Here is a 21,235-nt window from a genome sequence, read left to right as displayed (position 1 = left end):
GGGATGGCGCCCCGCCGCTTCCGCACCCGGGAAATCTCCCGCGGCAACCCCCGGACGCCCGCCCGTTGGTGGCGCCTACGGTGACCGGCGTGACCACGCAGCACCACTCCGTGACCGACCTCGGCTTCCGCTCCTTCTCGACGCGGCGGCCGGGGACTCCGGCCTACGTGTTCGTGCACGGCATCGGCATGTCGCACCGCTACTTCCGGCCCCTGCACCACGAGCTGGCGACGGATGCCGAGGTGCACGCCGTCGACCTTCCCGGCTTCGGCGGGGTACCGACACCGGGCCGGTCGCCCGGCATCCGCGAGACCGCCGACGCCCTCGGCCGTGTGCTCGACGAGCTGCGAGTGCGTGACGCCGTGCTCGTCGGGCAGTCGATGGGATCGCAGTGGGTGGTCGAGCTCGCCCGTCTGCGACCCGACCTGGCGCGGGGCGTCGTCGCGCTCGGGCCGGTCACCGATAGTGCGCGCCGCAACGCGCTCACGCAGGGATGGCTGCTTGCCCGGGACTCCGCCCTCGAGCCGCCGCGGCTGAACGGCATCGTCGTCGGCGACTACCTGCGGTGCGGACCCGTCTGGTACGCGCGGCAGGCGGTGCACATGCTGCGGTACCCGATCGAGGAGCGAATGTCAGGCCTCGCGGTGCCGCTGCTTCTCATGCGCGGGTCGAACGACCCGATCGCCTCGCAGGAGTGGGTGGAGTGGCTCGCCGCACGCGCGCCGATCGCCGAGGTCGCCGTGATCGAAGGCCACCGGCACCTCGCCCACTTCACCGCACCGAGCGAGACGGCGGAGCGGATCCGTGCGTTCAGCTCTCGTGCACGACGGCGGTCAGCTCCGGCAGCAGGTCCCGCGCGAGAAAGCCCACACCCACCCGCTCGGTGAGCCGGTCGCCGGCGCGGGCGTGCGTCCACCCGCCCCAGACGGCCGCGCGCTCCGGCTCCATGCCGAGGGCGGCGAACCCCGCGATGGCGCCCGAGAGCACGTCGCCGCTGCCGGCGGTGCCGAGGCCCGACCCGCCCGGCTGGGCCTGCCAGCACCGCCCGTCGGGGTGAGCGACGGTACCGAAGCAGTGCACGACGGCGTCGTAACGGCGAGCGATCTCGGTGATGTCGGCCTCGCGATCATCGCCCAGGTCGCGTTCGAGCAGGAGAGCCGCCTCCTCTTCGTTCGCGTTGATGAGCAGGTCGGAGGGCAGGATGCCGCGATCGAACGACGGCAGGATGCCGAGCGCGAACGCATCGAGCACGAGGCGGTCGATGTCGGCGCCGGCCACGGTCTGCAGCGCCGCGCGGGTGGCATCCGGATCATCGAAACCCGGGCCGAGGAGCACGGCATCCGCCGACTCCAGACCCGAGCGCAGAGCCTCGTCGAGCGGGCCCGACCCGGTCGGCAGCTCGTACACGCCCGCTTCCGGCATGGCGGGGCCGAGGCTCGGCGCGAGCGCGGCGGGAACTGCGAGACCGACCCGGCCCGCGCCGACTCGCAGGGTCGCCTCGGCCGACAGCAGCACCGCGCCGGGGGAGCGGGGCGAACCGCCCACGACGACGACCTGTCCGCGTGACTTCTTCGAGCCGCCGGCATCGGGCAGGCCCCACTCGCGCAGCAGCTGCAGGGTGACGGGTTCAGACATCGTCTTCTCCGGAGTGCACGGTGACGTCGGCGCCCTGACTCTCGAGGTGGTCGACGGCCGAGAAGGTGACGAGCTTCCAGCCCTCGTCGTCGCGGACGAGCTCGGTCACCGAGGCGTTGCACACAGTGTGGCTGGAGGCGAAGGCGAGCAGTTTCGCCTCATCGAGGTGCAGCAGGATGTAGAGGATCAGCATGATCACGGCGTCGTGCGCGACGACCACCACGGTCGGCGACGGCCGCTCGAGCGCATCGCGGAAGAACGACCGCAGCCGCAGCGCGACATCGGCCCACGACTCCCCGCCCGGCGGCCGGTGGGAGAACTTGCCGAGGTGGCGCCGGCGCGCGGCCTCTTCGGGGTGCAGTTCCTGCACGCCCTGCCAGGTGAGCAGATCCAGGATGCCGAGCTCCCGGTCGCGCAGCCGCTCATCGACGAGCGCCTGGGATGCCGCGGGCACGTCGTTCAGCGCGATCGCGAGGGTCTGCCGTGCGCGGCGGTAGGGCGACACCCAGTACTCGTCGACGTCGTCCGCGACGGAGCGGAGCCACGTGCCGAGGGCTTCGGCCTGCTCGCGGCCGACGGGGGAGAGCTCCACGTCGGCATCGCGGATGTCGAGCGCGATCACGGGGGAACCGGCCCGCTCGGCCTCCGACGCGGCCACGTTGCCTTCGCTTTCGCCGTGTCGGATGAGCAAGAGTCGCGTCACTGCCATGGCGGCACGTTATGTCGCGGAGCGGATGCAGCGCTCGGGCGTTGACAGGGTCGGCGGGGCTGGCGAAGGGAGGCTTTCTGTGGGAGCCGGCGAGCGGGCGCCGGACGCCCGGGCCGCTCGCGGGACGGGAGCCTGCGCCGCACCACCGTCTGACTCTCAGGCCCTTGCCGCAGCGCTGCCCGCGCCGCGAGCTCTGTGCCGCACGCAGCTTCGCTCGCGCCGCACCTCCGCTCGCACCGAAGACCTCATGACGCCGCGTCGCGACCGCCGGGGAGGCGGCGGTCGCGACGCGGTGCTCTGCTGATGCGATGGGCGCCCGGGCCGGATGCCGTCACGCGGCGAACCGGATAACGCCGGCGATGATCAACGTGATCACGGTCGTCCACAGCACGATCGCGGCGGCCTGCCACGCGATCACGCGCGCCGGGGAAACCCCGGTCGAGGTGAGGGCGGCGGCGGTGAACTGGGTGGGCAGCAGCAGCGGGCCGAGCAGGCTCACGCCGGGGGTGCCGTAGCGGTGGTACGCCCGCTCGAACTTCTGGCGGCGGGCGGTGACGGGCTTTTCGGGCGCCCCGCGGCGGGTCGTGACGGCGGTGCGCACCCGCGAGGTCGCCAGCACGACGATCGCGACGCAGATGAGGTTGCCGACCGCGCCGGCGACGGCGGCGACGACGGGGGTGATGCCGCCGATGATGCCGATGGCCGCGGCGCCCTCGCCCTCGATGAACGGCACCGCGCCGGCGAGGGCGACGATGAGCGGCTGCACGAGGTCGGGCACGTCGGCGACGAGGCCCTGGAAGCCGAGGACGAGATCGCTGATGGGGTTCGACATGACTGCTCCTGGGGGATCGGTCGCGGCGTGTTCCGCGGTGATTCCATCCCACCGATTCGGGCCCTTCGGCGGCAGTGTCGCGGTGTCACGGCCGCGCGGGAGGATGCGCGGGAGCGTGCATGACGAATGTCACGGGCGGGTGGATGCCGCGGGCGCCGGGTGCGCAGGAGGTTCGCGAAGGGGAGGAGTTTCGCGGGAGGGGAGGGCCCCACCGCGCGGGATTCTCCTCCGCAGCGCAGATCCCCTCGCGTCGCCGGGCCGCAGCCGGGCGGATGGGCCTCCCGGCCTGATGCTCCCGCCGCCGCCACGGTCCCCGCGCTACCGCAGGGCGCGCAGACCGGGTAGCGTCGCTCACCCGCAACGGTTGCGACGGAAGGGAGATATGACATGCCCCCCGCCTTCGTCTGGATCGAGTCCGCCTTCTGGGGCGTGCTGGCCGTCGGCATCCTGGTCCGCCTGTCGATCGCGCTGTTCCGCCGTCGCACGGGCCGTCGGAAGGATGCCGTGCGCTCCGCCCTCGCACCCGTCATGGGCGCCGGCGCCGCCCAGTCCGCGGCGTACGGGTGGACCCCGCCCCGGTCGATGGATGCCGCACCGATGGACCGTTCCACCGAGACCAGCGAGTTCTGGGACCGCGCACCGACGGACCTCCCCGACAGCCACCGCGACCGCCCGTTCCCGAGCTGATCCCCGACCCGACCGATGCCGCCCAGACCCCTCCCGCCCTGGCCGACCACGCCGCCCGCGCACGGTGGCATCCGGTTGCGAGAGGTCGACGACCGCGACATGGCGATGGTGCGCGAGCTGTCGACCGACCCGTATATCGCGCAGACGGGCACGCTGCCGCCCGACGCCACGGAGGCGCACGCGCAGGTGTGGATCGAGCGCCAGCGCGGCCGCCACGGCGAGGGCGTCGGCTTCTCGTTCGCGATGACGGATGCCATGACCGGCGCCGCCGTCGGCCACTGCGGGCTGTGGCTCGCCGAGCTCGGCGAGGGTCGGGCGACCGCGGGCTACGTCGTCGCCCCCTCCGCCCGCGGACGGGGACACGCGGCCGACGCGCTCGCCGCCCTGACCGCCTTCGGAGCGACCGTGCCGGGCCTGCATCGCATCGCGCTGTACATCGAGCCGTGGAACGCCCCCTCGATCCGCACCGCCGAACGCGCCGGGTACGAGCGCGAGGGACTGCTGCGCAGCTACCACCGCATCGGCGGACAGCGGCGCGACATGCTGCTGTACGCCACGGTTCTGCACAGCCCCTGACCGTGACGAATGTCACGGCCGTACGATGGCCGGGGTGAGCACTCCCTCCGCCGCCACCTACGCCCGCGACGTGCGCGTCACGTGGTGGTACACCGTCGCCTCCGTCCTGTCGCTGCAGGTGTTCGGACTCGCGATCTGGGCCGTGGCCGTCATCGTGAACGACGCTCCGCTGGCCATCGTGCTGTACCTGGTCGGCGGGGCCGGGTCGACGGCATCCGCAGTCCTTCTTCTTCTGCGCTACCGCCGCGAGCCGCTCGACGACGGCGACGCCCGTCACCCCGTCTGGCCGCTGGTCGGGCTCGGCGTCGCGTTCGGGACCCTCGCCGGTGCCGCCGTCGGCTCCCTGCTGTTCGCCGTCGCCCTCGCCGCGCAGGCCCTGTGTCTGGTGCGCTGGCGCAACGGCATCCGCCTGCGCCTGGTCGTGCTGCTGATCGTGGTGATCGTCGCCGCGTGGATCATGGATGCCACCCGCCTCAACCCCGATGGCTACGTCGCCGCCGTGTTCGGGCTCGCGCTGTTCGTGGCGATGCTTCCGCCGCTGTCGGCGACGTCGCTGTGGTGGTGGGACATCGTGCGCGAACTCGATCGCGCGCGCCGCGCCGAGGGACGGTTGGCCGCCGCGCAGGAGCGCCTGCGCCTCGCGAGCGACCTGCACGACCTGCAGGGTCACCACCTCCAGGTGATCGCCCTGCAGCTCGAGCTCGCCGAGAAGATGATGGGGCGCGATCCGGATGCCGCGGCCGAACAGGTGCGCGCGGCCCGCGCCAGCGTCGACGAGGCACGCCGGGGCACGCGCGATCTCGCCGCGCGGTTCCGCGGCGTGCCCCTGCCCGACGAACTCGCCAACGCCGCCGACCTGCTGCGCGCCGCGGGCTTGACCGTCGACCTGCTCGTCGACGCCGAGGCCGGGCGGGCGCCCGCCGACGTGCTCGGCCCGGTGGTCCGCGAGTCGACGACGAACGTGCTCAAACACGGCGGCGGGGGTTCGGCATCCCTCTCGCTCGCCCGCCATCGAGGAGCGTGGGTGCTGACGGTCGAGAACGACGCGCGCGGCGCGGCCTCGCCGGTGGGCGACGGCGCGGGGCTCTTGGGCATCGTCGAGCGCGTCGGCGCCGTCGGAGGAACGATGGATGCCACCCGCCTCGGCGACCGGTTCCGACTCACCGTCCACGTGCCCGAGGGGGTGACGGCATGATCCGCGTGCTCATCGCCGACGACGAAGACATGATCCGCACGGCGCTCGCCGCCCTGCTGCGGCTCGAAGACGACCTCGACGTCGTCGCCGAGTGCCGCGACGGCGAGAGCGCGCTCGCCGAGGCCGAGCGCCTGCGCCCCGACGTGTGCCTGCTCGACCTCGAGATGCCCGGTCTCGACGGCGTCGACACCGCCGCGCGCATCCTCCGGCGCGTGCCCTCGCGCTGCGTCATCGTCACGCGCCACGCCCGGCCGGGCGTGCTGCGACGGGCGCTCGGTGCAGGCGTCGACGGCTTTCTGCCCAAGTCCCGACCCGCGGATGACGTGGCCGCAGTGATCCGCGAAGTCGCCGCCGGGCGCCGCTACGTCGACCCCGAGATCGCCGCCGACGCGCTGAGCGACGAGCGGAGTCCGCTCACCGACCGGGAGCTCGACGTGCTGCGCGCCGGTGCGCGCGGGGAGACGGTCGCCGAGATCGCCGCGGCCCTGCACCTGTCGGCCGGGACCGTGCGCAACCACGTCTCGTCGGTACTCGGCAAGCTCGGGCTGGCGAGTCGGCAGCAGGCGACGATCCATGCGCGTGAGCGGGGGTGGATCTAGAGAGCGGGTCCGGGGCGGCGCACTCGTCGGGGCGACGTTGAAGGCGACGAGAATTCTCGCCCCGCTTCACCCACGGGCGAAGCCGAGCCGCGGAAACCTCTAGGAATCGCGGGTCTCGCTTGTGCGTCGACCGGAGCGACGGGACCGGTCGGTAACATGCGGACATGCCCACCACCCCCGCGCGCAAGCCTCGACTAGGCGGTCGTCCGTCGGGGGCAGCGAGCCGGGGGCACCGGGTGGACGTGCGGTACCGCGTCGCGGCATGGCTCGTGATCACACAGGGCGCAGTCATGGAGATGAGCGCATTCTTCGCGCTTCCTGTTCTCATGCTTCTGCGCGTCGAGCCGGGCGATGTGGGCGCACACTTCCGCTTTGCGCTGCCGTACTTTCAGGACAACCTGTACCTGCTCATGATCATGAGCGGGATCTTCGGCGTCCTTCGGGTTCTCGGGGGCGTCGGCATTTTGCGCGACCGCCTGTGGGGTCTCGCCGTGACAGCCCTGATGTGCGGGGTGACGCTCGTGCTCATGATCTTCCTGCTTCCGGCAGGGATCTTCGACGGTCTGCTGTCGGGCGGTGCGCTCGTCTTGATGGCGTTCGCATGGTTCGGCTCGCGCACCCTCTCCGCGGGGACGACCACGCGAGCGTCTGAACCGTCCGCCAATCTCCCCACTGAGAACGAGAGGGACAACCATGGCCGTTGACGTGAAGCATCTCCGAAAAAGTTACGGCTCCTTCGAGGCCGTCCGCGATCTGTCGTTCGAGGTCCCTACGGGGTCGCTCTTCGCCTTCCTCGGTGCCAACGGGGCGGGCAAGAGCACGACGATCGGCTGCATCACCACGATTCTGCGACCCACGTCGGGCACGATCCGCGTGCAAGGCCGCGACGTCGTCGACGACCCGAACGGGGTGCGCGAGGTCATCGGCGCCGTCTTCCAGCAGTCGCTTCTAGATCCGCTCCTCACGGTTCGAGAGAATCTGGCGACACGCGCCGGCTTCTACGGGTTGCGACGTCGGGAGGCGACCGAGCGGATCGAAGAACTCTCCGAGCTCGTCGGCCTCGGCGACTTCCTCGACCGTCGCTACGGTGTTCTCTCCGGAGGACAGAAGCGCCGGGCTGACATCGCCCGCGCGATCGTCCACCGCCCGAGCGTCGTCTTCCTCGACGAACCCACTGCGGGTCTCGATCCGCAGTCGCGCGAACAGATCTGGTCGGCGATCGGGCTGCTTCGTGAGACGCGCGCGACGACGGTCTTCCTGACCACGCACTACATGGAAGAGACCGAGCGAGCCGATCAGGTGTGCATCATCGCCCGGGGGACGATCGTCGCCGAGGGGACTCCGGCGCAGCTCCGTTCTTCGTTCAGCCGCAGCGTGCTCACCGTCCGCGCAGCAGACCTGACGTCCCTTCTCGCGCAGTGTCAAGCGCAAGGTTTCGAGGCGGAACACGTCGGCGATGTCGTGCGAGTAGCTGTAGACGACATCGAGCAGGCGAGAACGATCCTTCTCGCCCCACAGATCACAGACTTCGAGTTCCGCCACGGAACAATGGACGACGTCTTCCTCAACGTGACGGGAGGCCGCGCAGCATGAGATCGATCGCGATCCTCACCGGGCGGAACCTCCGCCTCTTCTTTCGGGACCGTGCCGGGGTGTTCTTCTCCCTTCTGTCGGCGCTGATTCTCATCGCGCTGTACGCGCTGTTTCTCGGAAACCTGCAGGTCGACAACCTGACCGAGCGCTTTCCGAACGCCGAGAGCAGCGACATCCACTGGTTCGTGAACGCGTGGGTCTTCGCAGGGATCACCATGATCACGACCCTGACGACCTCGCTGGCGGCCCTGGCGGTCTTCGTCGACGATCGGGCCAGCGGACGTTTCAGCGATTTCCTGGTCTCGCCGATTCGCCGCGTCGAGCTCATCCTGGGCTACCTCTTGTCGAGTTTCGTCATCTCGCTCACGATGACGCTCGTCATCCTCGTCGTGGGGCAGGTGTACCTGCTGTCGCAGGGCAGTTCGGTCATGACCGCGAGCGAAGCAGGAGAGACGCTCGGCTACGTCACCCTGTCGAGCGTGGCCTTCGCCGCGGTGTCGAGCTTCGTGGTCACCTTCCTGCGCAGCTCCGGCGCCTTCGCAGCACTGTCCACCGTGGTCGGGACGATCATCGGCTTCCTCGCCGGGGCGTACATCCCTGTCGGGACTCTCCCGGACGGCATCGTGAACGGCATCAACGCACTCCCCTTCGCGCAGTCGGCGATGTTGATCCGCGGGCCGATGACCGCGCAGGCGTTGGAGGCGCTGGCCGGCGGCGAGGGTCCGGCGGTGGATGCGGTGAAGGCGTTCTACGGGATCTCGGCACATGTCGGTGCCGTGGAGATCACTCCCTCGTTCGCCGTCATGGTGCTCGTCGTGGTGTTCGTCGTCTTCGCCGCGCTCGGTGCGCGGGCGCTCGCTCACCGCATCCGCTGACGCGAGGTCGTTGGGACTGTCGGCGCCGAGGCCTTTCGCTTCCGCGGCGGACACCCAGGCGGCGCGCTCAGTCGACGACCGCGGCCACAGCCTCGATCTCGACCAGCTGGTCGTCGTATCCGAGGACGGTCACGCCGAGCAGGGTGCTCGGCACATCATGCGCACCGAATGCCTCGCGCACGACTCCCCACGCGGCGACGAGGTCGGCCTGTCGCGTTGAGGCGACGAGCACGCGCGTACTGATGACGTCGGTGATCTCGGCGCCAGCTTCCGCCAGTGCGATGCGCATGTTCTCCACGCACATGGCCGCCTGCGCCGCGTAGTCGCCGACGCCGACCGTCGCGCCGTCTGCGTCGAGCGGACAGGACCCCGCGAGGAAGATGAGGCGGGCGTTCGCCGGTGCGGTGGCGGCGTAGGCGTACTCCGCGCTCGCAGCGAGGGTGCGGGAGCGGACGAGGGTGACGGCAGACGGCATCGACGAGACCTTCCGTGGCGGGCTCCCGAGCCTAGCGAGACGTTATGTACTCGCGGAGCGGGTCGGCGGTACGGGAGACCGCCGCCGGCTGGCGTTCCCCATCCCCAAACGATGGCGGAGGGCAATGCCCCCTCCCTAGGGTCACCGCATGGGCGAGAAGGCGACAGAAGACGCAGGACTCACGCGCTACATCATCATCGGCGTCGTCGTCGGCATGATCGCCGGCCCCATCCTCGGCATGCTCGTGCCCTCGATCGGCCAGCGGTCGCTCACCCGTGCAGCCACGCGTGCACGGTGGCTCCCATCGTCGGTGGGGGAGAGGCTAGTCCCGGGCGGGCCGCGGCGCATCGCTTCCCGGTGCGCGAGGTGCTGGCATCCCTCCGTTCGAAGGGGTAAGGGGCGGGGGGTTCCAGCCCCGTCGGGTAGGGTGGACGATTGGCGCAGATCTCTTGATATCGAGAGACTTTCGCCTCCTCCCACCACCGATCGCCCAGCGAAGGATTGTCCGTGGATCTCTACGAGTACCAGGCACGTGATCTGTTCGAAAAGTACGAGGTGCCGGTGCTCGCCGGTATCATCGCCGACACCCCTGAGGAGGCGAAGGCGGCCGCAGAGAAGCTCGGTGGTGTCGTCGTCGTCAAGGCTCAGGTCAAGACCGGAGGTCGCGGCAAGGCCGGCGGCGTGAAGGTCGCCAAGACCCCCGACGAGGCGTTCGAGGCGGCTCAGGCCATCCTCGGTCTCGACATCAAGGGCCACGTCGTCAAGCGCGTCATGGTCGCCGCCGGTGCTCGCATCGCCAAGGAGTTCTACTTCTCGGTGCTGCTCGACCGCGCCAACCGCTCCTACCTCTCGCTTTCGAGTGTCGAAGGCGGCATGGAGATCGAGGAGCTCGCCGTCGAGCGTCCCGAGGCGCTGGCGCGCATCGAGGTCGACCCGATCGAGGGCATCACGCCCGAGAAGGCCCTCGAGATCGCCAAGGCCGCGAAGTTCGACGACGAACTGGCCCCCAAGGTCGCCGACGTCTTCGTCAAGCTCTTCAACGTCTACAAGGGCGAAGACGCCACGCTCGTCGAGGTGAACCCCCTCATCCAGAGCGAAGACGGCGACATCATCGCCCTCGACGGCAAGGTCTCGATCGACGAGAACGCCGGCTTCCGCCACCCCGACCACGAGGCGCTCGAAGACAAGGATGCCGCCGACCCCCTCGAGGCGAAGGCGAAGCAGCACGACCTGAACTACGTCAAGCTCGACGGCCAGGTCGGCATCATCGGAAACGGCGCGGGCCTGGTCATGTCGACCCTCGACGTCGTCGCGTACGCCGGTGAGAAGCACAACGGCGTCAAGCCCGCCAACTTCCTCGACATCGGCGGCGGCGCCTCGGCGACCGTCATGGCCGCCGGTCTCGACGTCATCCTCGGCGACGAGCAGGTCAAGAGCGTCTTCGTCAACGTCTTCGGCGGCATCACCTCTTGCGTCGCCGTCGCCGAGGGCATCGTGAAGGCCCTCGAGATCCTGGGCGACACCGCCACCAAGCCGCTGGTCGTGCGCCTCGACGGCAACCAGGTCGAAGAGGGTCGCGAGATCCTCGCCGCCGCCAACCACCCGCTCGTCACCCTCGCCGCCGGTATGGACGAGGGCGCCGACAAGGCCGCCGAACTGGCCAACGCGTAAGGGATAGGGAAACAGAACCATGTCGATCTACCTCAACAAGGACTCCAAGGTCATCGTGCAGGGCATCACCGGCGGTGAGGGCACCAAGCACACCGCCCTCATGCTCAAGGCCGGCACCCAGGTCGTCGGCGGCGTGAACGCCCGCAAGGCCGGCACCACGGTCTCGCACAAGGATGCCGACGGCAACGACGTCGAACTGCCCGTCTTCGCGTCGGTCGAAGAGGCCATCCGCGAGACCGGCGCCGACGTGTCGATCGCGTTCGTGCCCCCGGCCTTCACGAAGGACGCGATGGTCGAGGCCATCGACGCCGAGATTCCGCTCCTCGTCGTGATCACCGAGGGCGTGCCCGTCGGCGACACCGCCGAGGCGTGGGCGTACGCGAAGTCGAAGGGCGAGAAGACCCGCATCATCGGCCCGAACTGCCCCGGCATCATCACCCCCGGCGAGGCGCTCGTGGGCATCACCCCCGCGAACATCACCGGCAAGGGCCCCATCGGCCTCGTGTCGAAGTCGGGCACCCTGACCTACCAGATGATGTTCGAGCTGCGCGACCTCGGCTTCTCGACCGCCATCGGCATCGGCGGCGACCCGGTCATCGGCACGACCCACATCGACGCCCTCGCGGCGTTCGAGGCCGACCCCGAGACCAAGGCCATCGTCATGATCGGTGAGATCGGTGGCGACGCGGAAGAGCGCGCCGCCGCCTTCATCGAGGCCAACGTCACCAAGCCCGTCGTCGGCTACGTCGCGGGCTTCACCGCCCCCGAGGGCAAGACCATGGGCCACGCCGGCGCCATCGTCTCCGGCTCCGCCGGTACCGCCCAGGCGAAGAAGGAGGCCCTCGAGGCCGCCGGCGTGAAGGTCGGCAAGACGCCGTCCGAAACCGCCGCCCTGATGCGCGAGATCATCGAGGCGCTCTGACGTTTCGTTCGTGAGGGCCCGGATGCCATGGCATCCGGGCCCTCACGCGTGCGCGGGGCTGTGGGGCGGCGTTGCGTGCCTGCGAGGACGCACTCCCTCGTCGAGGACGCACTCATTCGATGACGAACGGGTGCGTCATCGACAAACGGGTACGTCCTCGGCGCCGCTCCCGTCAGCGAGGATGACCCGGGACGTGCGAGGTGACCGGCGGTCATCTCGGCAGGGTGGCGTTGCCGTGGCCGCGAGGACGTCCTCGACGCCGTCCGCCCGCCGCCCGTCGACCGGCCGACCGCAGGGCCAGCCGTGGCAGCAACGAAGAAGGGGCCCGGATGCCATGGCATCCCGGCCCCTCCACACCTCAGGGTCAGCCGAGCAGCGCCTCCACCGGACCGCGGGCGAAGAAGACGACGAAGCCGGCGGCGACGATCCACAGCAGCGGGCTGACGCGGCGCGCACGGCCGGACAGGGCCTGGATCAGCACCCAGCTGACGAAGCCCGCGCCGATGCCGTTGGCGATCGAGTAGGTCAGGGGCATCACGGTGACCGTGAGGAAGACCGGGATGAGCACCGACAGGTCGCTGAGGTCGACGTGGCGGATCTGGCCCATCATGAGCGCGCCGACGATCACCAGCGCGGCGGCGGCGATCTCGGTGGGAACGATGCTCGTGAGCGGCGTGAAGAACATCGCCAGCAGGAACAGGCCGCCGGTCACCACGTTCGCGAGGCCCGTGCGGGCGCCCTCGCCGATACCGGAGCCCGACTCGATGAAGACGGTGTTCGACGATGCCGAGGTGGCACCGCCGGCGACGGCGCCGATGCCCTCGATCACCAGCGCCGAGCGCAGGCGCGGGAAGGTTCCGTCGGGGGCGGCGAGACCGGCCTCGCGGGAGAGGCCGGTCATGGTGCCCATCGCGTCGAAGAAGTTTGTGAACACGAGCGTGAAGACGAGCATGAGGGCCGCGAGCACGCCGATGCGGCCGAACGAGCCGACCAGGTCGACCTGGCCGACGAGCGAGAGGTCGGGAAGGCTCACCAGCTGCGCGGGCAGCGTCGGAACGCTGAGGCCCCACCCGCCGGCGTTGCCGTCGGCGCGGGAGCCGAGGTGCGCGACGGCCTCGACGATGACCGCGATGACGGTGCCCGACAACAGGCCGATCAGCAGGGCCGCCTTGACCTTGCGCACCAGCAGCACGGCGGTGATGACGAGGGTCAGCACGAACAGGGCGGTCGGGATCGTGGCGATCGACCCGCCCACACCGAGGCCGACCGGGGGAGAGTTGAGGCCGGTCGAGGTGACCAGGCCGCTGTCGACGAACCCGATGAAGGCGATGAACAGGCCGATGCCGACGGTGATGGCGGTCTTGAGCGCCAGGGGCACGGCCTCGAAGATCATGCGGCGGAGGCCGGTGACGGCCAGCAGCACGATGATGAGGCCGTTGATGACGACGCAGTCCCATCGCCTCGGGCCAGGTGACGCCGCCGACGATGCCGACCGCGAGGAACGAGTTGATGCCGAGGCCCGCGGCGAACGCGAACGGCAGGCGCGTGACCAGACCGAACAGCATCGTCATGACGCCGGCGGTGAGGGCGGTGACGGCCGCGACCTGCGGGAAGCCGAGGGCGTTACCGGCGACGTCGGGGGTGCCCGACAGGATGATCGGGTTCAGGATGACGATGTACGCCATCGTCACGAACGTGACCACGCCGCCGCGCACTTCGGCGCCGACGGTCGAGCCGCGCGCGGTGATCTCGAAGAACCGATCGAGGCGGTTCTTCGGTGTGGGGGCGGCGGTGGTCTCGGGAGCGGAACGGCTCATGGGGGCTCCAGGAAAGCGGGGCGATGGGGGATGACGCCGACGTATCGTGGGAGACATGTCGCTCACAGGAGAGTATCTGCCCAGCACCAGCGAGTGGGCCCGTCAGCAGGCCGAGACGTTCGAGGCCTCGGGAGGCCAGGAGTCCGCCGAGCTGCGGGGCGTACCCATCATCGTCCTCACCACCGTCGGCGCCAAAACGGGCGGCCTGCGCAAGACGGCCCTCATGCGCGTTGAGCACGAAGGCCAATACGCGGTCGTGGCATCCAAGGGGGGCGCTCCCGAGCACCCCGCGTGGTTCTACAACCTCGTGAAGAACCCCCGCGTCGCGCTGCAGGACGGTGACGTGAAGAAGGAGTACGACGCGCACCAGGCCGAGGGCACGGAGCGCGACGAGTGGTGGGCCCGCGCCGTCGCGGTCTGGCCCGACTACGACGAGTACCAGAAGAAGACCGAGCGCCGCATCGAGCTGTTCGTGCTCGACCCCGTCCGCTGACGGGTTCCGGTGGCTTCGACGGGCTCAGCCACCCTCGGTCGAGGTTCCTGAGCTTGTCGAGGGACCGGGTGTGTCGGGTTCCGGCGGCTTCGACGGGCTCAGCCACCTCGAGGGGCTCAGCCGCCTCGGCGGAGGGCCCTGAGCTTGTCGAAGGGGCCGGGCCCCGCGAAACCTCACACGGATGGCCCCGTCGCGTGAGAGAAACGTTCGCGGCGGGTAACGCCGAAGCGACGGCGGGGGAAACCTCGGCTGCTTAGCGTCGGGGCATGGCCCGATCACACACCGCAACCGGCACGAAACGTGCTGCTGACGCCGACGCAAAGTCCGCCGCGTACCGTGACGGAATGCTCCACCCCGCGTCATCCGGCTCCGTCGTCGTCGTCGGCGCCGGCATGGTGGCGCACCGCTTCGTCGAGAGCCTGACCAGCCGCGACACCGACGGCCGCTGGTCGATCACGGTGCTCGGCGACGAGTCGCGCGGCCCCTACGACCGCGTCGGGCTCACCGGCATCTTCAGCGGCAAGACGCCCGACGACCTCGCCCTCGACCCGGCCGTGCTCGAGCACGAGCGGGTGACGGTGCGCACCGACGCGCGCGTCACCAAGATCGACCGCGCGAAGCGCACCGTCACCACGGCGGCGGGTTCCACCTACGACTACGACCGTCTCGTGCTCGCCACGGGCTCGTACGCCGCGCGTCTCGCGCTCGACGGCTTCGACCACCGCGGATGCTTCGTCTACCGCACGCTCGACGACGTCGCCGGCATGCGCGAATGGGTCGCGAAGCGCTCGGCGCAGCTCGGCCGGCCCCTGCGCGGTGCCGTGGTCGGCGGCGGGCTGCTCGGCCTCGAGGCCGCGGGAGCGCTGCAGGCCGAGGGCGTCTCGCCCTTCGTGCTGCAGTCCAACGAGCGGCTCATGTCGGCGCAGCTCGACTTGGGCGGCGCGAAGGCGCTGCAGCGGCTCATCGAGGCGCGCGGCATCGAGGTGCGCACGCAGTCGGTGACGACCCGAGTGGATGCCGACAAGTCCGGTGCTGTGTGCGGCCTCGAGCTGCGCGACGGCACGTGGGAGGCCGTCGACATCGTCGTCTTCACCGTCGGTGTGCGCCCTCGCGACGAGCTCGCTCGCACGGCGGACCTCGCCGTCGACGCCCGCGGCGGCGTCGTCATCGACGCCGGCTGCGACACCTCCGACCCCTCGATCCTCGCGATCGGAGAGGTCGCCAGCTTCGACGGCCAGTGCATCGGCCTGGTGGCCCCCGGTTACGCCATGGCCGAGGTCGCCGCGACCCGCCTGTTGGGAGGCGAGGCCGCATTCGACGGCTTCGACACCTCGGCCAAGCTCAAGCTCTCGGGTGTCGAGGTCGCGAGCTTCGGTGACGCGTTCGCCGAGACGCCCAACGCCCTCGACGTCACCTACGCCGACCCCATCTCGGGCGTCTACAAGAAGCTCGTGCTGAGCGACGACGCGCAGACGCTGCTCGGTGGCATCCTCGTCGGCGACGCCTCGGCGTACACGTCGCTGCGCCCCCTCGTCGGCCGCGCGCTCGGGGGCGACCCGGCCGCGTACCTGATGCCGTCCGACCTCGCTCCGGCGCCTCAAGGCGACCTCCCCGACGACGCGATCGTCTGCTCGTGCAACGGCGTCACCGCCGGCACCGTCCGCGGAGCCGTCACCGAGCACGACTGCGCGGATGCCGCCGAGGTGAAGGCCTGCACCAAGGCGGGCGCCGCGTGCGGCTCGTGCTTCACGCTCGTGAAGAAGCTCGTGGCGACCGAGCTCGCGGCATCCGGAAAAGAGGTCTCGAACGGCCTGTGCGAGCACTTCGCCTTCACCCGCGCGCAGCTCTTCGACGCCGTGCGCATCTCGGAGCTGCGCACCTTCACCTCGATCGTGGAGCGCTTCGGCACCGGCCGCGGCTGCGACATCTGCAAGCCGGCGCTCGCGAGCATCCTGGCGAGCCTGTACTCGGAGCACGTGCTCGACGGTGAGCTCGCGACGATGCAGGACACCAACGACCACGTCATGGCGAACATCCAGCGCGACGGCACGTACAGCGTCGTCCCGCGCATCGCGGGTGGCGAGATCACGCCCGAGGGGCTCGTCGTCATCGGCGAGGTCGCCCGCGACTTCGGGCTTTACACGAAGATCACCGGCGGCCAGCGCATCGACATGTTCGGCGCGCGTCTCGAGCAGCTGCCCGCGATCTGGAAGCGCCTCGTCGACGCCGGCTTCGAATCGGGTCAGGCCTACGGCAAGTCGCTGCGCACGGTGAAGTCGTGCGTCGGGCAGACGTGGTGCCGCTACGGCGTGCAGGACTCGGTCGGCATGGCCGTGCAGCTCGAGCTGCGCTACCGGGGTCTGCGCTCGCCGCACAAGATCAAGTTCGGCGTCTCGGGCTGCGCGCGCGAGTGCGCCGAGGCCCGCGGCAAAGACGTGGGCGTCATCGCGACCGAGGCCGGCTGGAACATGTACGTCGGCGGCAACGGCGGCTTCACGCCGCGCCACGCGGTGCTCTTCGCCGAGGGTCTCGACGACGACGGCCTGCTGCAGGCCATCGACCGCTTCCTGATGTTCTACATCCGCACCGCCGACCGGCTGCAGCGCACGGCTCCCTGGATGGAGGACTACGAGGGCGGCATCGAGGCGCTGAAGGGTGTGGTGTTCGACGACACGCTCGGCATCGCCGAGGATCTCGACCGCGCCATGGCCGCCCACATCGACAACTACGAAGACGAGTGGGCCGCCACCCTCGCCGACCCCGAGAAGCTCAAGCGCTTCCAGAGCTTCGTCAACGCCCCCGACAAGGCCGACCCCACGCTCGCGTACGTCGCCGAGCGCGGGCAGCCGCGCCCCGCGACGGCGGAGGAGCGCTCCTCGGGCGCCGTCTTCATCGGCGGCACCACGCTGGCGGTGCGCTCATGACGATCGTGGATGCCACGAGGACGGATGCCATGACACCTGACGCCACCACCCTGTCGACGCCGTCGGCCGCGAGCGACGCCGCGCCCGCCGTCTCCGCGGCGGTGCCCGCGGCCCCCGCTCCGGCGCCGGTCGAGAAAGCGCCTGCCGTCGCGGCCGCCCCGCAGTCGGCCGAGCCCGCACCTCCCGCACCCGTCGGGGCATCCGCCTCCGGCTGGGTTCCCGTCTGCCGCGTCGACGACCTGCTCGTCGAGCGGGGAGCAGCCGCCCTCATCGGCGACCGTCAGATCGCCCTGTTCCGCACCTACGACGGACGCCTGTACGCCACCGACCAGATCGACCCGTTCAGCGGCGCGGCGATCATGTCGCGTGGCATCGTCGGTGATCGCGCGGGCGTGCCCACCGTGGCATCCCCCATGTACAAGCAGGTCTTCGACCTGCGGACCGGCACGTGCCTCGACACGCAGGGCAAGGACCCGCAGTCCATCGGGGTGTACCCGGTGGCGGTCGATGACGGGGTCGTGCTCGTCAAGCTGCCAGGAGACGCCCGATGATCGCTCTCGCCGGCCTCGACCTCACCGACCGTCTCGTCGTCTGCGTCGGCGGAGGCTCCGTCGCCGAGCGCCGCATCGAGCGCCTCCGGGCCGCCGGGGCCCGCGTTCGCGTGGTCGCCCCCGAGGCGACGGCGGGGCTGGCAGCCCTCGCCGCCTCCGGCGACATCGAATGGCACGCCCGAGCGTTCGTGCCCGAAGACCTCGACGACGCCTGGTTCTGTCACACCGCGACCGGTGCGGCATCCGTCGACGCCCTCGTCGTCGACGCCGCCGAGGCGCGCCGCGTGTGGTGCGTCAACGCGGGTCACGGAGGCAAGGGCACCGCGCGCCTGGCCGCCGAGACCACCAGCGGCGATGTCATGGTCGGCGTCGTCTCGACCGCGGGTGCCGACCCGCGCCGCAGCGTCGCCGTGCGCGACGCCATCGCCCAGCGCCTCGCCGAAGGCGCCCTTCCGCTCCGCCGCCGACGTCGCACACCCGTGGGGGGTGTCGCGCTCGTCGGCGGCGGCCCTGGCCCGATCGACCTGCTGACCGTGCGAGCCCGCGCGCTGCTGGCCGAGGCCGACGTCGTCGTGCACGACCGGCTCGGACCCACCGGCGTCCTCGCCGAGCTCGGTGACGACGTCGAGCTCATCGACGTGGGCAAGCGTCCCCAGCACCACCCCGTGCCGCAGGATGAGATCAACGCGATCATCGTCGACCGTGCCGCCCGGGGCCTGCGGGTCGTGCGGCTCAAGGGCGGAGACCCGTTCGTCTACGGTCGCGGCGGCGAAGAGGTCATCGCGTGCCGGGCCGCCGGCATCCCCGTCGAGGTCGTTCCGGGCATCTCCAGCGCCATCGCGGTGCCGTCGGCGGCGGGTGTCCCCGTCACGCACCGGGGCGTGGCCGGTACTCTGCACGTTGTGAACGGTCAGGACGCGCCCACCGAGGCCACCCTCGCCGCCCTCCGCGACGACACCGCAACGGTGGTCGCGCTGATGGGCGTGAGTGCGCTGCCGCGTTTCGTCTCCGCCGCCCGCGCCGCGGGTGCCCCCGATACGCGCCCCGTCGCCTTCGTCGAGAACGGGCACACGCCCGCCCAACGCACTATCCGCACCACCCTCGGTACCGCGATCCAGGATGCCGAGACCCACCGCCTCGCGAACCCCGCGGTGCTTGTGTTCGGCGAGGTCGCCCGCGCCGACCTGCTGCTGCCGGTCGCGGCGCTGCAGGGCGAGGGGGTCGGGTGACCACACCCCCGCGGACGATCAGCACGGTGCTCCAGGGGTGCACCGTGCTGCTTCCCGTCGACCGGCGATCGGGGGAGCTGTCGGCCGCGCTCGAGCGTCACGGCGCGCGCGTCCGTGTCGCACCGGCGTTGACGATCATCCCGCACGTCGACGACGAGGAACTCATCGCACAGACGGGTCGCCTCGTCGACGATCCGCCCGACGTCGTCGTCGCCACGACGGGCGTGGGTTTCCGCGCGTGGATGGAGACCGCCGACGAGGCGGGGCTGCACGACGACCTCAGCGCGGTGCTGCAGCGGGCGCGCATCGTCGCCCGCGGTCCCAAGGCGCGCGGTGCGATCCAGCAGGCCGGGTTCGAGGCCGACTGGGTCGCCGAGAGCGAGACGGCGGCCGAGCTGCGCGACTTCCTCGTGGCCGAGGGCGTCGAGGGCCTGCACGTCGCGGTGCAGCACCACGGTTCGGGCGCCGACGGCCTCGACGAGGCGTTCGAGGCGGCGGGAGCCCGCGTCACCAGCCTCACCATCTACCGCTGGGGGCCACCGGCCGACCCCGAGGTCGTCGCCGCCTCCACCCGCCAGGTCGCCCGCGGCGAGGTCGACGCGGTGCTCTTCACCTCGGCTCCGGCGGCCCGCGAGTGGATCGTCGCCGCCGAACGCGCCGACGCGCTCGAGGGCGTGGCATCCCGCGCCCGTGACGGAAGGGTGCTCGTCGCCGCCGTCGGTCCCATCACCGCCGGCCCCCTGCGGGATGCCGGTATGGATCCGCTCGTGCCCGACCGCGGCCGCCTCGGCGCACTCGTCCGCGCCGTCGTCACGCACTACGGCGGGCCGGACGCACCCGTGATCCGCACGACCGTCGGGCGTCTCGGCATCCGCTCGTCGGGCATCGTGCTCGACGGGGAGTTCACGGCCCTGCCGCGCACCGGTGTCGAGATCCTCCGGGCGCTCGCGCGCAACCCCGGGGCGGTCGTGTCGCGCGCCGACCTGGTCGCCGCGCTGTCGAGCGCCGAGGCCAGCGGACACGCCGTCGAGGTCGCCGTCGCCCGCACGCGCGAAGCGCTCGGCGGCATCGACCTGATCCGCACGGTCTACAAGCGCGGCTACCGGCTCGACGTCATCGACGAGGAGGACTGATGACCGCCGTACTCATCGCCTGCGCCCACGGCACCCGCTTCGAAGAGGGGCGCGTCGTGGTGCGCGCCCTGCTCGACGTGCTGCGCGAGACGGCGCCCGAGGGCGTCGAGGTGCACGAGGCGTACGTCGACGTGCACGGGCCGTACGTCACCGACGTGGTCGCCGCGGCGCGGGAGAGCACCGACGACGTCGTCATCGTGCCGTTGCTGCTGTCGACCGGCTACCACACCGAGGTCGACCTGGTGGAGGCCGCCGGCGGTCTGCCGATCGCCCGGGCGCTCGGACCGCACCCCGTGCTCGCCGAGATCCTCGCCGACCGGGTGCGCGCCACCGGCGCCGCCGCGACCGACACGGTCGTGCTCGCCGCGGCCGGTTCGACACGCCCCGGCGCCGTCGTCGACGTCGAGCGCATGGCCGAGCTGATGGCGGATGCGGGAGTGACAGCGCCCATCGTGACGGCGTACGCCGCGGCATCCGAACCCACGATCCCGGATGCCGTGAACGCCGCGCGCTCCGCGGGCAAGCGCACGGTGGCCGCGAGCTACGTGCTGGCGCCCGGGCACTTCTCGCGCGTGATCGAGAGAGCCGAGGCCGACCTCACGTCGGAGCCGATCGGCGCCGACCCGCGCCTGGCCGCGGTGGTGTGGGAGCGCTGGCGCTGCGCCCGCGGAGCGAGCGTGCGGTGTGCGGGGTGCGATTCGAGCTGCTCGTTCGGCGCCGGTGGGGCGGCCGGGACCGTCGAGGCCGCTCCGGCCGTGGCTTCTGTCGCGGCCCGCCCGGCCGCCGCGCCCGCGGAGGCCGCGGCGGCGGAGGTCGACCCCCGCCCGGAGACTGCGCCCGTCGAGGACGCTGCGGGGGAGGTCGAGGCGCCGGTCGGCGCCCCGACGGTTGCTGCCGCGACGACTCCGGCCGTTGGATCCACCGGTGCAGCGCCGACCGAGGTGGCTGAGCCTGTCGAGACTTCTCCGTCTGCGAAGGGCCCTGACCCGTCGACGAGCCCAGGGGCTCTCGCTCGCGCCCTGTTCGGCCGGCTGCGAGCCCTCGTCCCGGGCCGACGGTGACGACCGCCGCTTCGCCGCACCGGCATTCGAGGCGAGTGCTCGTCGGAGCGGCGCTCTGCCTGGTCGGTGCCGTCGTGGCGGTCACGTTCTTCTTCCAGCCCTGGCGTTCGTGCGAGGGCGAGGACACCTCGGTGGGGTGCGCCATGCTCCCCGGAGACGCCGCCGTCATGCAGGTGGCGGCGCTGGTGTTCCTGATCGGCGTCATCGTCGCCGCCGCGGGCGTGCTCGACCGCCCCGCCGAACGGGGGTGACGCCGCC

At 71.2% G+C, this 21,235-nt stretch carries 22 protein-coding genes and 1 pseudogene; 17 read left to right on the top strand and 6 right to left on the bottom strand.

Annotated features, from left to right (window positions below; translation table 11 throughout):
* The first annotated feature begins 89 nt into the window (after nucleotides 1–89).
* Nucleotides 90–887, top strand: coding sequence for an alpha/beta fold hydrolase (locus QE410_RS12745; protein ID WP_307332624.1), 798 nt, complete (start codon nucleotides 90–92; stop codon nucleotides 885–887).
* Here QE410_RS12745 and QE410_RS12740 read toward each other — a convergent pair.
* From QE410_RS12740 to QE410_RS12730, 3 genes are all read right to left on the bottom strand, one after another.
* Nucleotides 811–1,635 carry an ADP/ATP-dependent (S)-NAD(P)H-hydrate dehydratase gene (locus tag QE410_RS12740; RefSeq protein WP_307332621.1) on the bottom strand — a complete coding sequence of 275 codons (825 nt, stop codon included), beginning with the start codon at nucleotides 1,633–1,635 and terminating at the stop codon, nucleotides 811–813. The two genes, QE410_RS12745 and QE410_RS12740, sit on opposite strands and share 77 nt — an antisense overlap.
* Complete coding sequence (locus QE410_RS12735; protein ID WP_307332618.1) at nucleotides 1,628–2,344, bottom strand: histidine phosphatase family protein; 717 nt, start codon at nucleotides 2,342–2,344, stop codon at nucleotides 1,628–1,630. Before QE410_RS12735 ends, QE410_RS12740 begins: the two co-directional genes overlap by 8 nt.
* 331 nt (nucleotides 2,345–2,675) lie before the next feature.
* On the bottom strand, nucleotides 2,676–3,176 hold the full coding sequence (locus QE410_RS12730; RefSeq protein ID WP_307332616.1) for a small multidrug efflux protein: 501 nt from the start codon (nucleotides 3,174–3,176) through the stop codon (nucleotides 2,676–2,678).
* Nucleotides 3,177–3,563: 387 nt separating this feature from the next.
* Here QE410_RS12730 and QE410_RS12725 point away from each other — a divergent pair, with 387 nt between their 5' ends.
* The 7 genes from QE410_RS12725 (at nucleotide 3,564) to QE410_RS12695 (ending at nucleotide 8,701) form a co-directional block, all read left to right on the top strand.
* Entirely contained in the window at nucleotides 3,564–3,863 is a 300-nt protein-coding gene (locus QE410_RS12725) for a hypothetical protein (protein WP_307332612.1), read from the top strand.
* Between the two features lie 15 nt (nucleotides 3,864–3,878).
* Nucleotides 3,879–4,439, top strand: a complete 561-nt coding sequence (locus QE410_RS12720; RefSeq protein ID WP_307332608.1) for a GNAT family N-acetyltransferase — start codon at nucleotides 3,879–3,881, stop codon at nucleotides 4,437–4,439.
* A gap of 34 nt (nucleotides 4,440–4,473) precedes the next feature.
* On the top strand, nucleotides 4,474–5,634 hold the full coding sequence (locus QE410_RS12715; protein WP_307332605.1) for a sensor histidine kinase: 1,161 nt from the start codon (nucleotides 4,474–4,476) through the stop codon (nucleotides 5,632–5,634).
* A complete protein-coding gene (locus tag QE410_RS12710) occupies nucleotides 5,631–6,233 on the top strand; it encodes a DNA-binding response regulator (protein WP_154921485.1) in 603 nt (200 codons plus the stop codon). The genes QE410_RS12715 and QE410_RS12710 overlap by 4 nt, the downstream gene beginning before the upstream one ends.
* 164 nt (nucleotides 6,234–6,397) lie before the next feature.
* Nucleotides 6,398–6,937, top strand: coding sequence for a hypothetical protein (locus QE410_RS12705; RefSeq protein ID WP_307332600.1), 540 nt, complete (start codon nucleotides 6,398–6,400; stop codon nucleotides 6,935–6,937).
* A complete protein-coding gene (locus QE410_RS12700) occupies nucleotides 6,927–7,826 on the top strand; it encodes an ABC transporter ATP-binding protein (protein WP_307332598.1) in 900 nt (299 codons plus the stop codon). Before QE410_RS12705 ends, QE410_RS12700 begins: the two co-directional genes overlap by 11 nt.
* Nucleotides 7,823–8,701: an ABC transporter permease gene (locus QE410_RS12695; RefSeq protein WP_307332595.1), complete on the top strand. Its 879-nt coding sequence runs from the start codon at nucleotides 7,823–7,825 to the stop codon at nucleotides 8,699–8,701. The genes QE410_RS12700 and QE410_RS12695 overlap by 4 nt, the downstream gene beginning before the upstream one ends.
* Nucleotides 8,702–8,768: 67 nt before the next feature.
* On the opposite strand, the gene QE410_RS12690 is transcribed toward QE410_RS12695, so the two are convergent.
* Both QE410_RS12690 and QE410_RS17140 read right to left on the bottom strand, forming a co-directional pair.
* Entirely contained in the window at nucleotides 8,769–9,176 is a 408-nt protein-coding gene (locus QE410_RS12690; RefSeq protein ID WP_307332591.1) for a RidA family protein, read from the bottom strand.
* Between the two features lie 31 nt (nucleotides 9,177–9,207).
* Nucleotides 9,208–9,438 (bottom strand): DUF2946 family protein, encoded by a 231-nt coding sequence (locus QE410_RS17140; RefSeq protein WP_373459377.1) that lies wholly within the window; start codon nucleotides 9,436–9,438, stop codon nucleotides 9,208–9,210.
* Between the two features lie 245 nt (nucleotides 9,439–9,683).
* Between QE410_RS17140 and sucC the strand changes: the two genes are divergently transcribed.
* Both sucC and sucD read left to right on the top strand, forming a co-directional pair.
* Nucleotides 9,684–10,847 (top strand): ADP-forming succinate--CoA ligase subunit beta, encoded by a 1,164-nt coding sequence (gene sucC / locus QE410_RS12685; RefSeq protein WP_058231057.1) that lies wholly within the window; start codon nucleotides 9,684–9,686, stop codon nucleotides 10,845–10,847.
* A gap of 19 nt (nucleotides 10,848–10,866) precedes the next feature.
* Nucleotides 10,867–11,769: a succinate--CoA ligase subunit alpha gene (gene sucD / locus QE410_RS12680; protein ID WP_307332588.1), complete on the top strand. Its 903-nt coding sequence runs from the start codon at nucleotides 10,867–10,869 to the stop codon at nucleotides 11,767–11,769.
* A gap of 364 nt (nucleotides 11,770–12,133) precedes the next feature.
* On the opposite strand, the pseudogene QE410_RS12675 reads toward sucD, so the two are convergent.
* A pseudogene (locus QE410_RS12675) lies at nucleotides 12,134–13,586 on the bottom strand (NCS2 family permease).
* 55 nt (nucleotides 13,587–13,641) lie between these two features.
* Between QE410_RS12675 and QE410_RS12670 the strand changes: the two are divergent.
* The 7 genes from QE410_RS12670 (at nucleotide 13,642) to QE410_RS12640 (ending at nucleotide 21,228) form a co-directional block, all read left to right on the top strand.
* Nucleotides 13,642–14,079: a nitroreductase family deazaflavin-dependent oxidoreductase gene (locus tag QE410_RS12670; RefSeq protein ID WP_307332585.1), complete on the top strand. Its 438-nt coding sequence runs from the start codon at nucleotides 13,642–13,644 to the stop codon at nucleotides 14,077–14,079.
* A 344-nt stretch (nucleotides 14,080–14,423) separates the two neighbouring features.
* Entirely contained in the window at nucleotides 14,424–17,003 is a 2,580-nt protein-coding gene (gene nirB, locus QE410_RS12665) for a nitrite reductase large subunit NirB (protein ID WP_307334519.1), read from the top strand.
* 29 nt (nucleotides 17,004–17,032) lie between these two features.
* Complete coding sequence (gene nirD / locus QE410_RS12660) at nucleotides 17,033–17,554, top strand: nitrite reductase small subunit NirD (protein WP_307332583.1); 522 nt, start codon at nucleotides 17,033–17,035, stop codon at nucleotides 17,552–17,554.
* Entirely contained in the window at nucleotides 17,551–18,783 is a 1,233-nt protein-coding gene (gene cobA / locus QE410_RS12655; protein WP_307332580.1) for a uroporphyrinogen-III C-methyltransferase, read from the top strand. The genes nirD and cobA overlap by 4 nt, the downstream gene beginning before the upstream one ends.
* Nucleotides 18,780–19,916 (top strand): uroporphyrinogen-III synthase, encoded by a 1,137-nt coding sequence (locus QE410_RS12650; protein ID WP_307332578.1) that lies wholly within the window; start codon nucleotides 18,780–18,782, stop codon nucleotides 19,914–19,916. The genes cobA and QE410_RS12650 overlap by 4 nt, the downstream gene beginning before the upstream one ends.
* Complete coding sequence (locus QE410_RS12645; protein ID WP_307332576.1) at nucleotides 19,916–20,977, top strand: sirohydrochlorin chelatase; 1,062 nt, start codon at nucleotides 19,916–19,918, stop codon at nucleotides 20,975–20,977. Before QE410_RS12650 ends, QE410_RS12645 begins: the two co-directional genes overlap by 1 nt.
* On the top strand, nucleotides 20,974–21,228 hold the full coding sequence (locus QE410_RS12640; protein WP_307332573.1) for a hypothetical protein: 255 nt from the start codon (nucleotides 20,974–20,976) through the stop codon (nucleotides 21,226–21,228). Before QE410_RS12645 ends, QE410_RS12640 begins: the two co-directional genes overlap by 4 nt.
* Nucleotides 21,229–21,235: the final 7 nt, after the last annotated feature.

This window comes from Microbacterium sp. SORGH_AS_1204 (assembly GCF_030818935.1).
Lineage (GTDB): Bacteria > Actinomycetota > Actinomycetes > Actinomycetales > Microbacteriaceae > Microbacterium.
Note: the sequence above shows the minus strand (reverse complement) of the source record. Positions and strands in the feature narration are given on the sequence as shown.

Excerpts from the sequence above, each read along its gene's own strand:
- QE410_RS12695 (WP_307332595.1), top strand. The coding sequence starts at position 7,823 with ATGAGATCGATCGCGATCCTCACCGGGCGGAACCTCCGCCTCTTCTTT.
- nirB (WP_307334519.1), top strand. The coding sequence starts at position 14,424 with ATGCTCCACCCCGCGTCATCCGGCTCCGTCGTCGTCGTCGGCGCCGGC.
- QE410_RS12740 (WP_307332621.1), bottom strand. The coding sequence starts at position 1,635 with ATGTCTGAACCCGTCACCCTGCAGCTGCTGCGCGAGTGGGGCCTGCCC.
- QE410_RS12735 (WP_307332618.1), bottom strand. The coding sequence starts at position 2,344 with ATGGCAGTGACGCGACTCTTGCTCATCCGACACGGCGAAAGCGAAGGC.
- QE410_RS12720 (WP_307332608.1), top strand. The coding sequence starts at position 3,879 with ATGCCGCCCAGACCCCTCCCGCCCTGGCCGACCACGCCGCCCGCGCAC.
- QE410_RS12690 (WP_307332591.1), bottom strand. The coding sequence starts at position 9,176 with ATGCCGTCTGCCGTCACCCTCGTCCGCTCCCGCACCCTCGCTGCGAGC.
- QE410_RS12700 (WP_307332598.1), top strand. The coding sequence starts at position 6,927 with ATGGCCGTTGACGTGAAGCATCTCCGAAAAAGTTACGGCTCCTTCGAG.
- QE410_RS12705 (WP_307332600.1), top strand. The coding sequence starts at position 6,398 with ATGCCCACCACCCCCGCGCGCAAGCCTCGACTAGGCGGTCGTCCGTCG.
- nirD (WP_307332583.1), top strand. The coding sequence starts at position 17,033 with ATGACACCTGACGCCACCACCCTGTCGACGCCGTCGGCCGCGAGCGAC.
- QE410_RS12710 (WP_154921485.1), top strand. The coding sequence starts at position 5,631 with ATGATCCGCGTGCTCATCGCCGACGACGAAGACATGATCCGCACGGCG.
- cobA (WP_307332580.1), top strand. The coding sequence starts at position 17,551 with ATGATCGCTCTCGCCGGCCTCGACCTCACCGACCGTCTCGTCGTCTGC.
- QE410_RS12645 (WP_307332576.1), top strand. The coding sequence starts at position 19,916 with ATGACCGCCGTACTCATCGCCTGCGCCCACGGCACCCGCTTCGAAGAG.
- QE410_RS12670 (WP_307332585.1), top strand. The coding sequence starts at position 13,642 with ATGTCGCTCACAGGAGAGTATCTGCCCAGCACCAGCGAGTGGGCCCGT.
- QE410_RS12725 (WP_307332612.1), top strand. The coding sequence starts at position 3,564 with ATGCCCCCCGCCTTCGTCTGGATCGAGTCCGCCTTCTGGGGCGTGCTG.
- sucD (WP_307332588.1), top strand. The coding sequence starts at position 10,867 with ATGTCGATCTACCTCAACAAGGACTCCAAGGTCATCGTGCAGGGCATC.
- QE410_RS12730 (WP_307332616.1), bottom strand. The coding sequence starts at position 3,176 with ATGTCGAACCCCATCAGCGATCTCGTCCTCGGCTTCCAGGGCCTCGTC.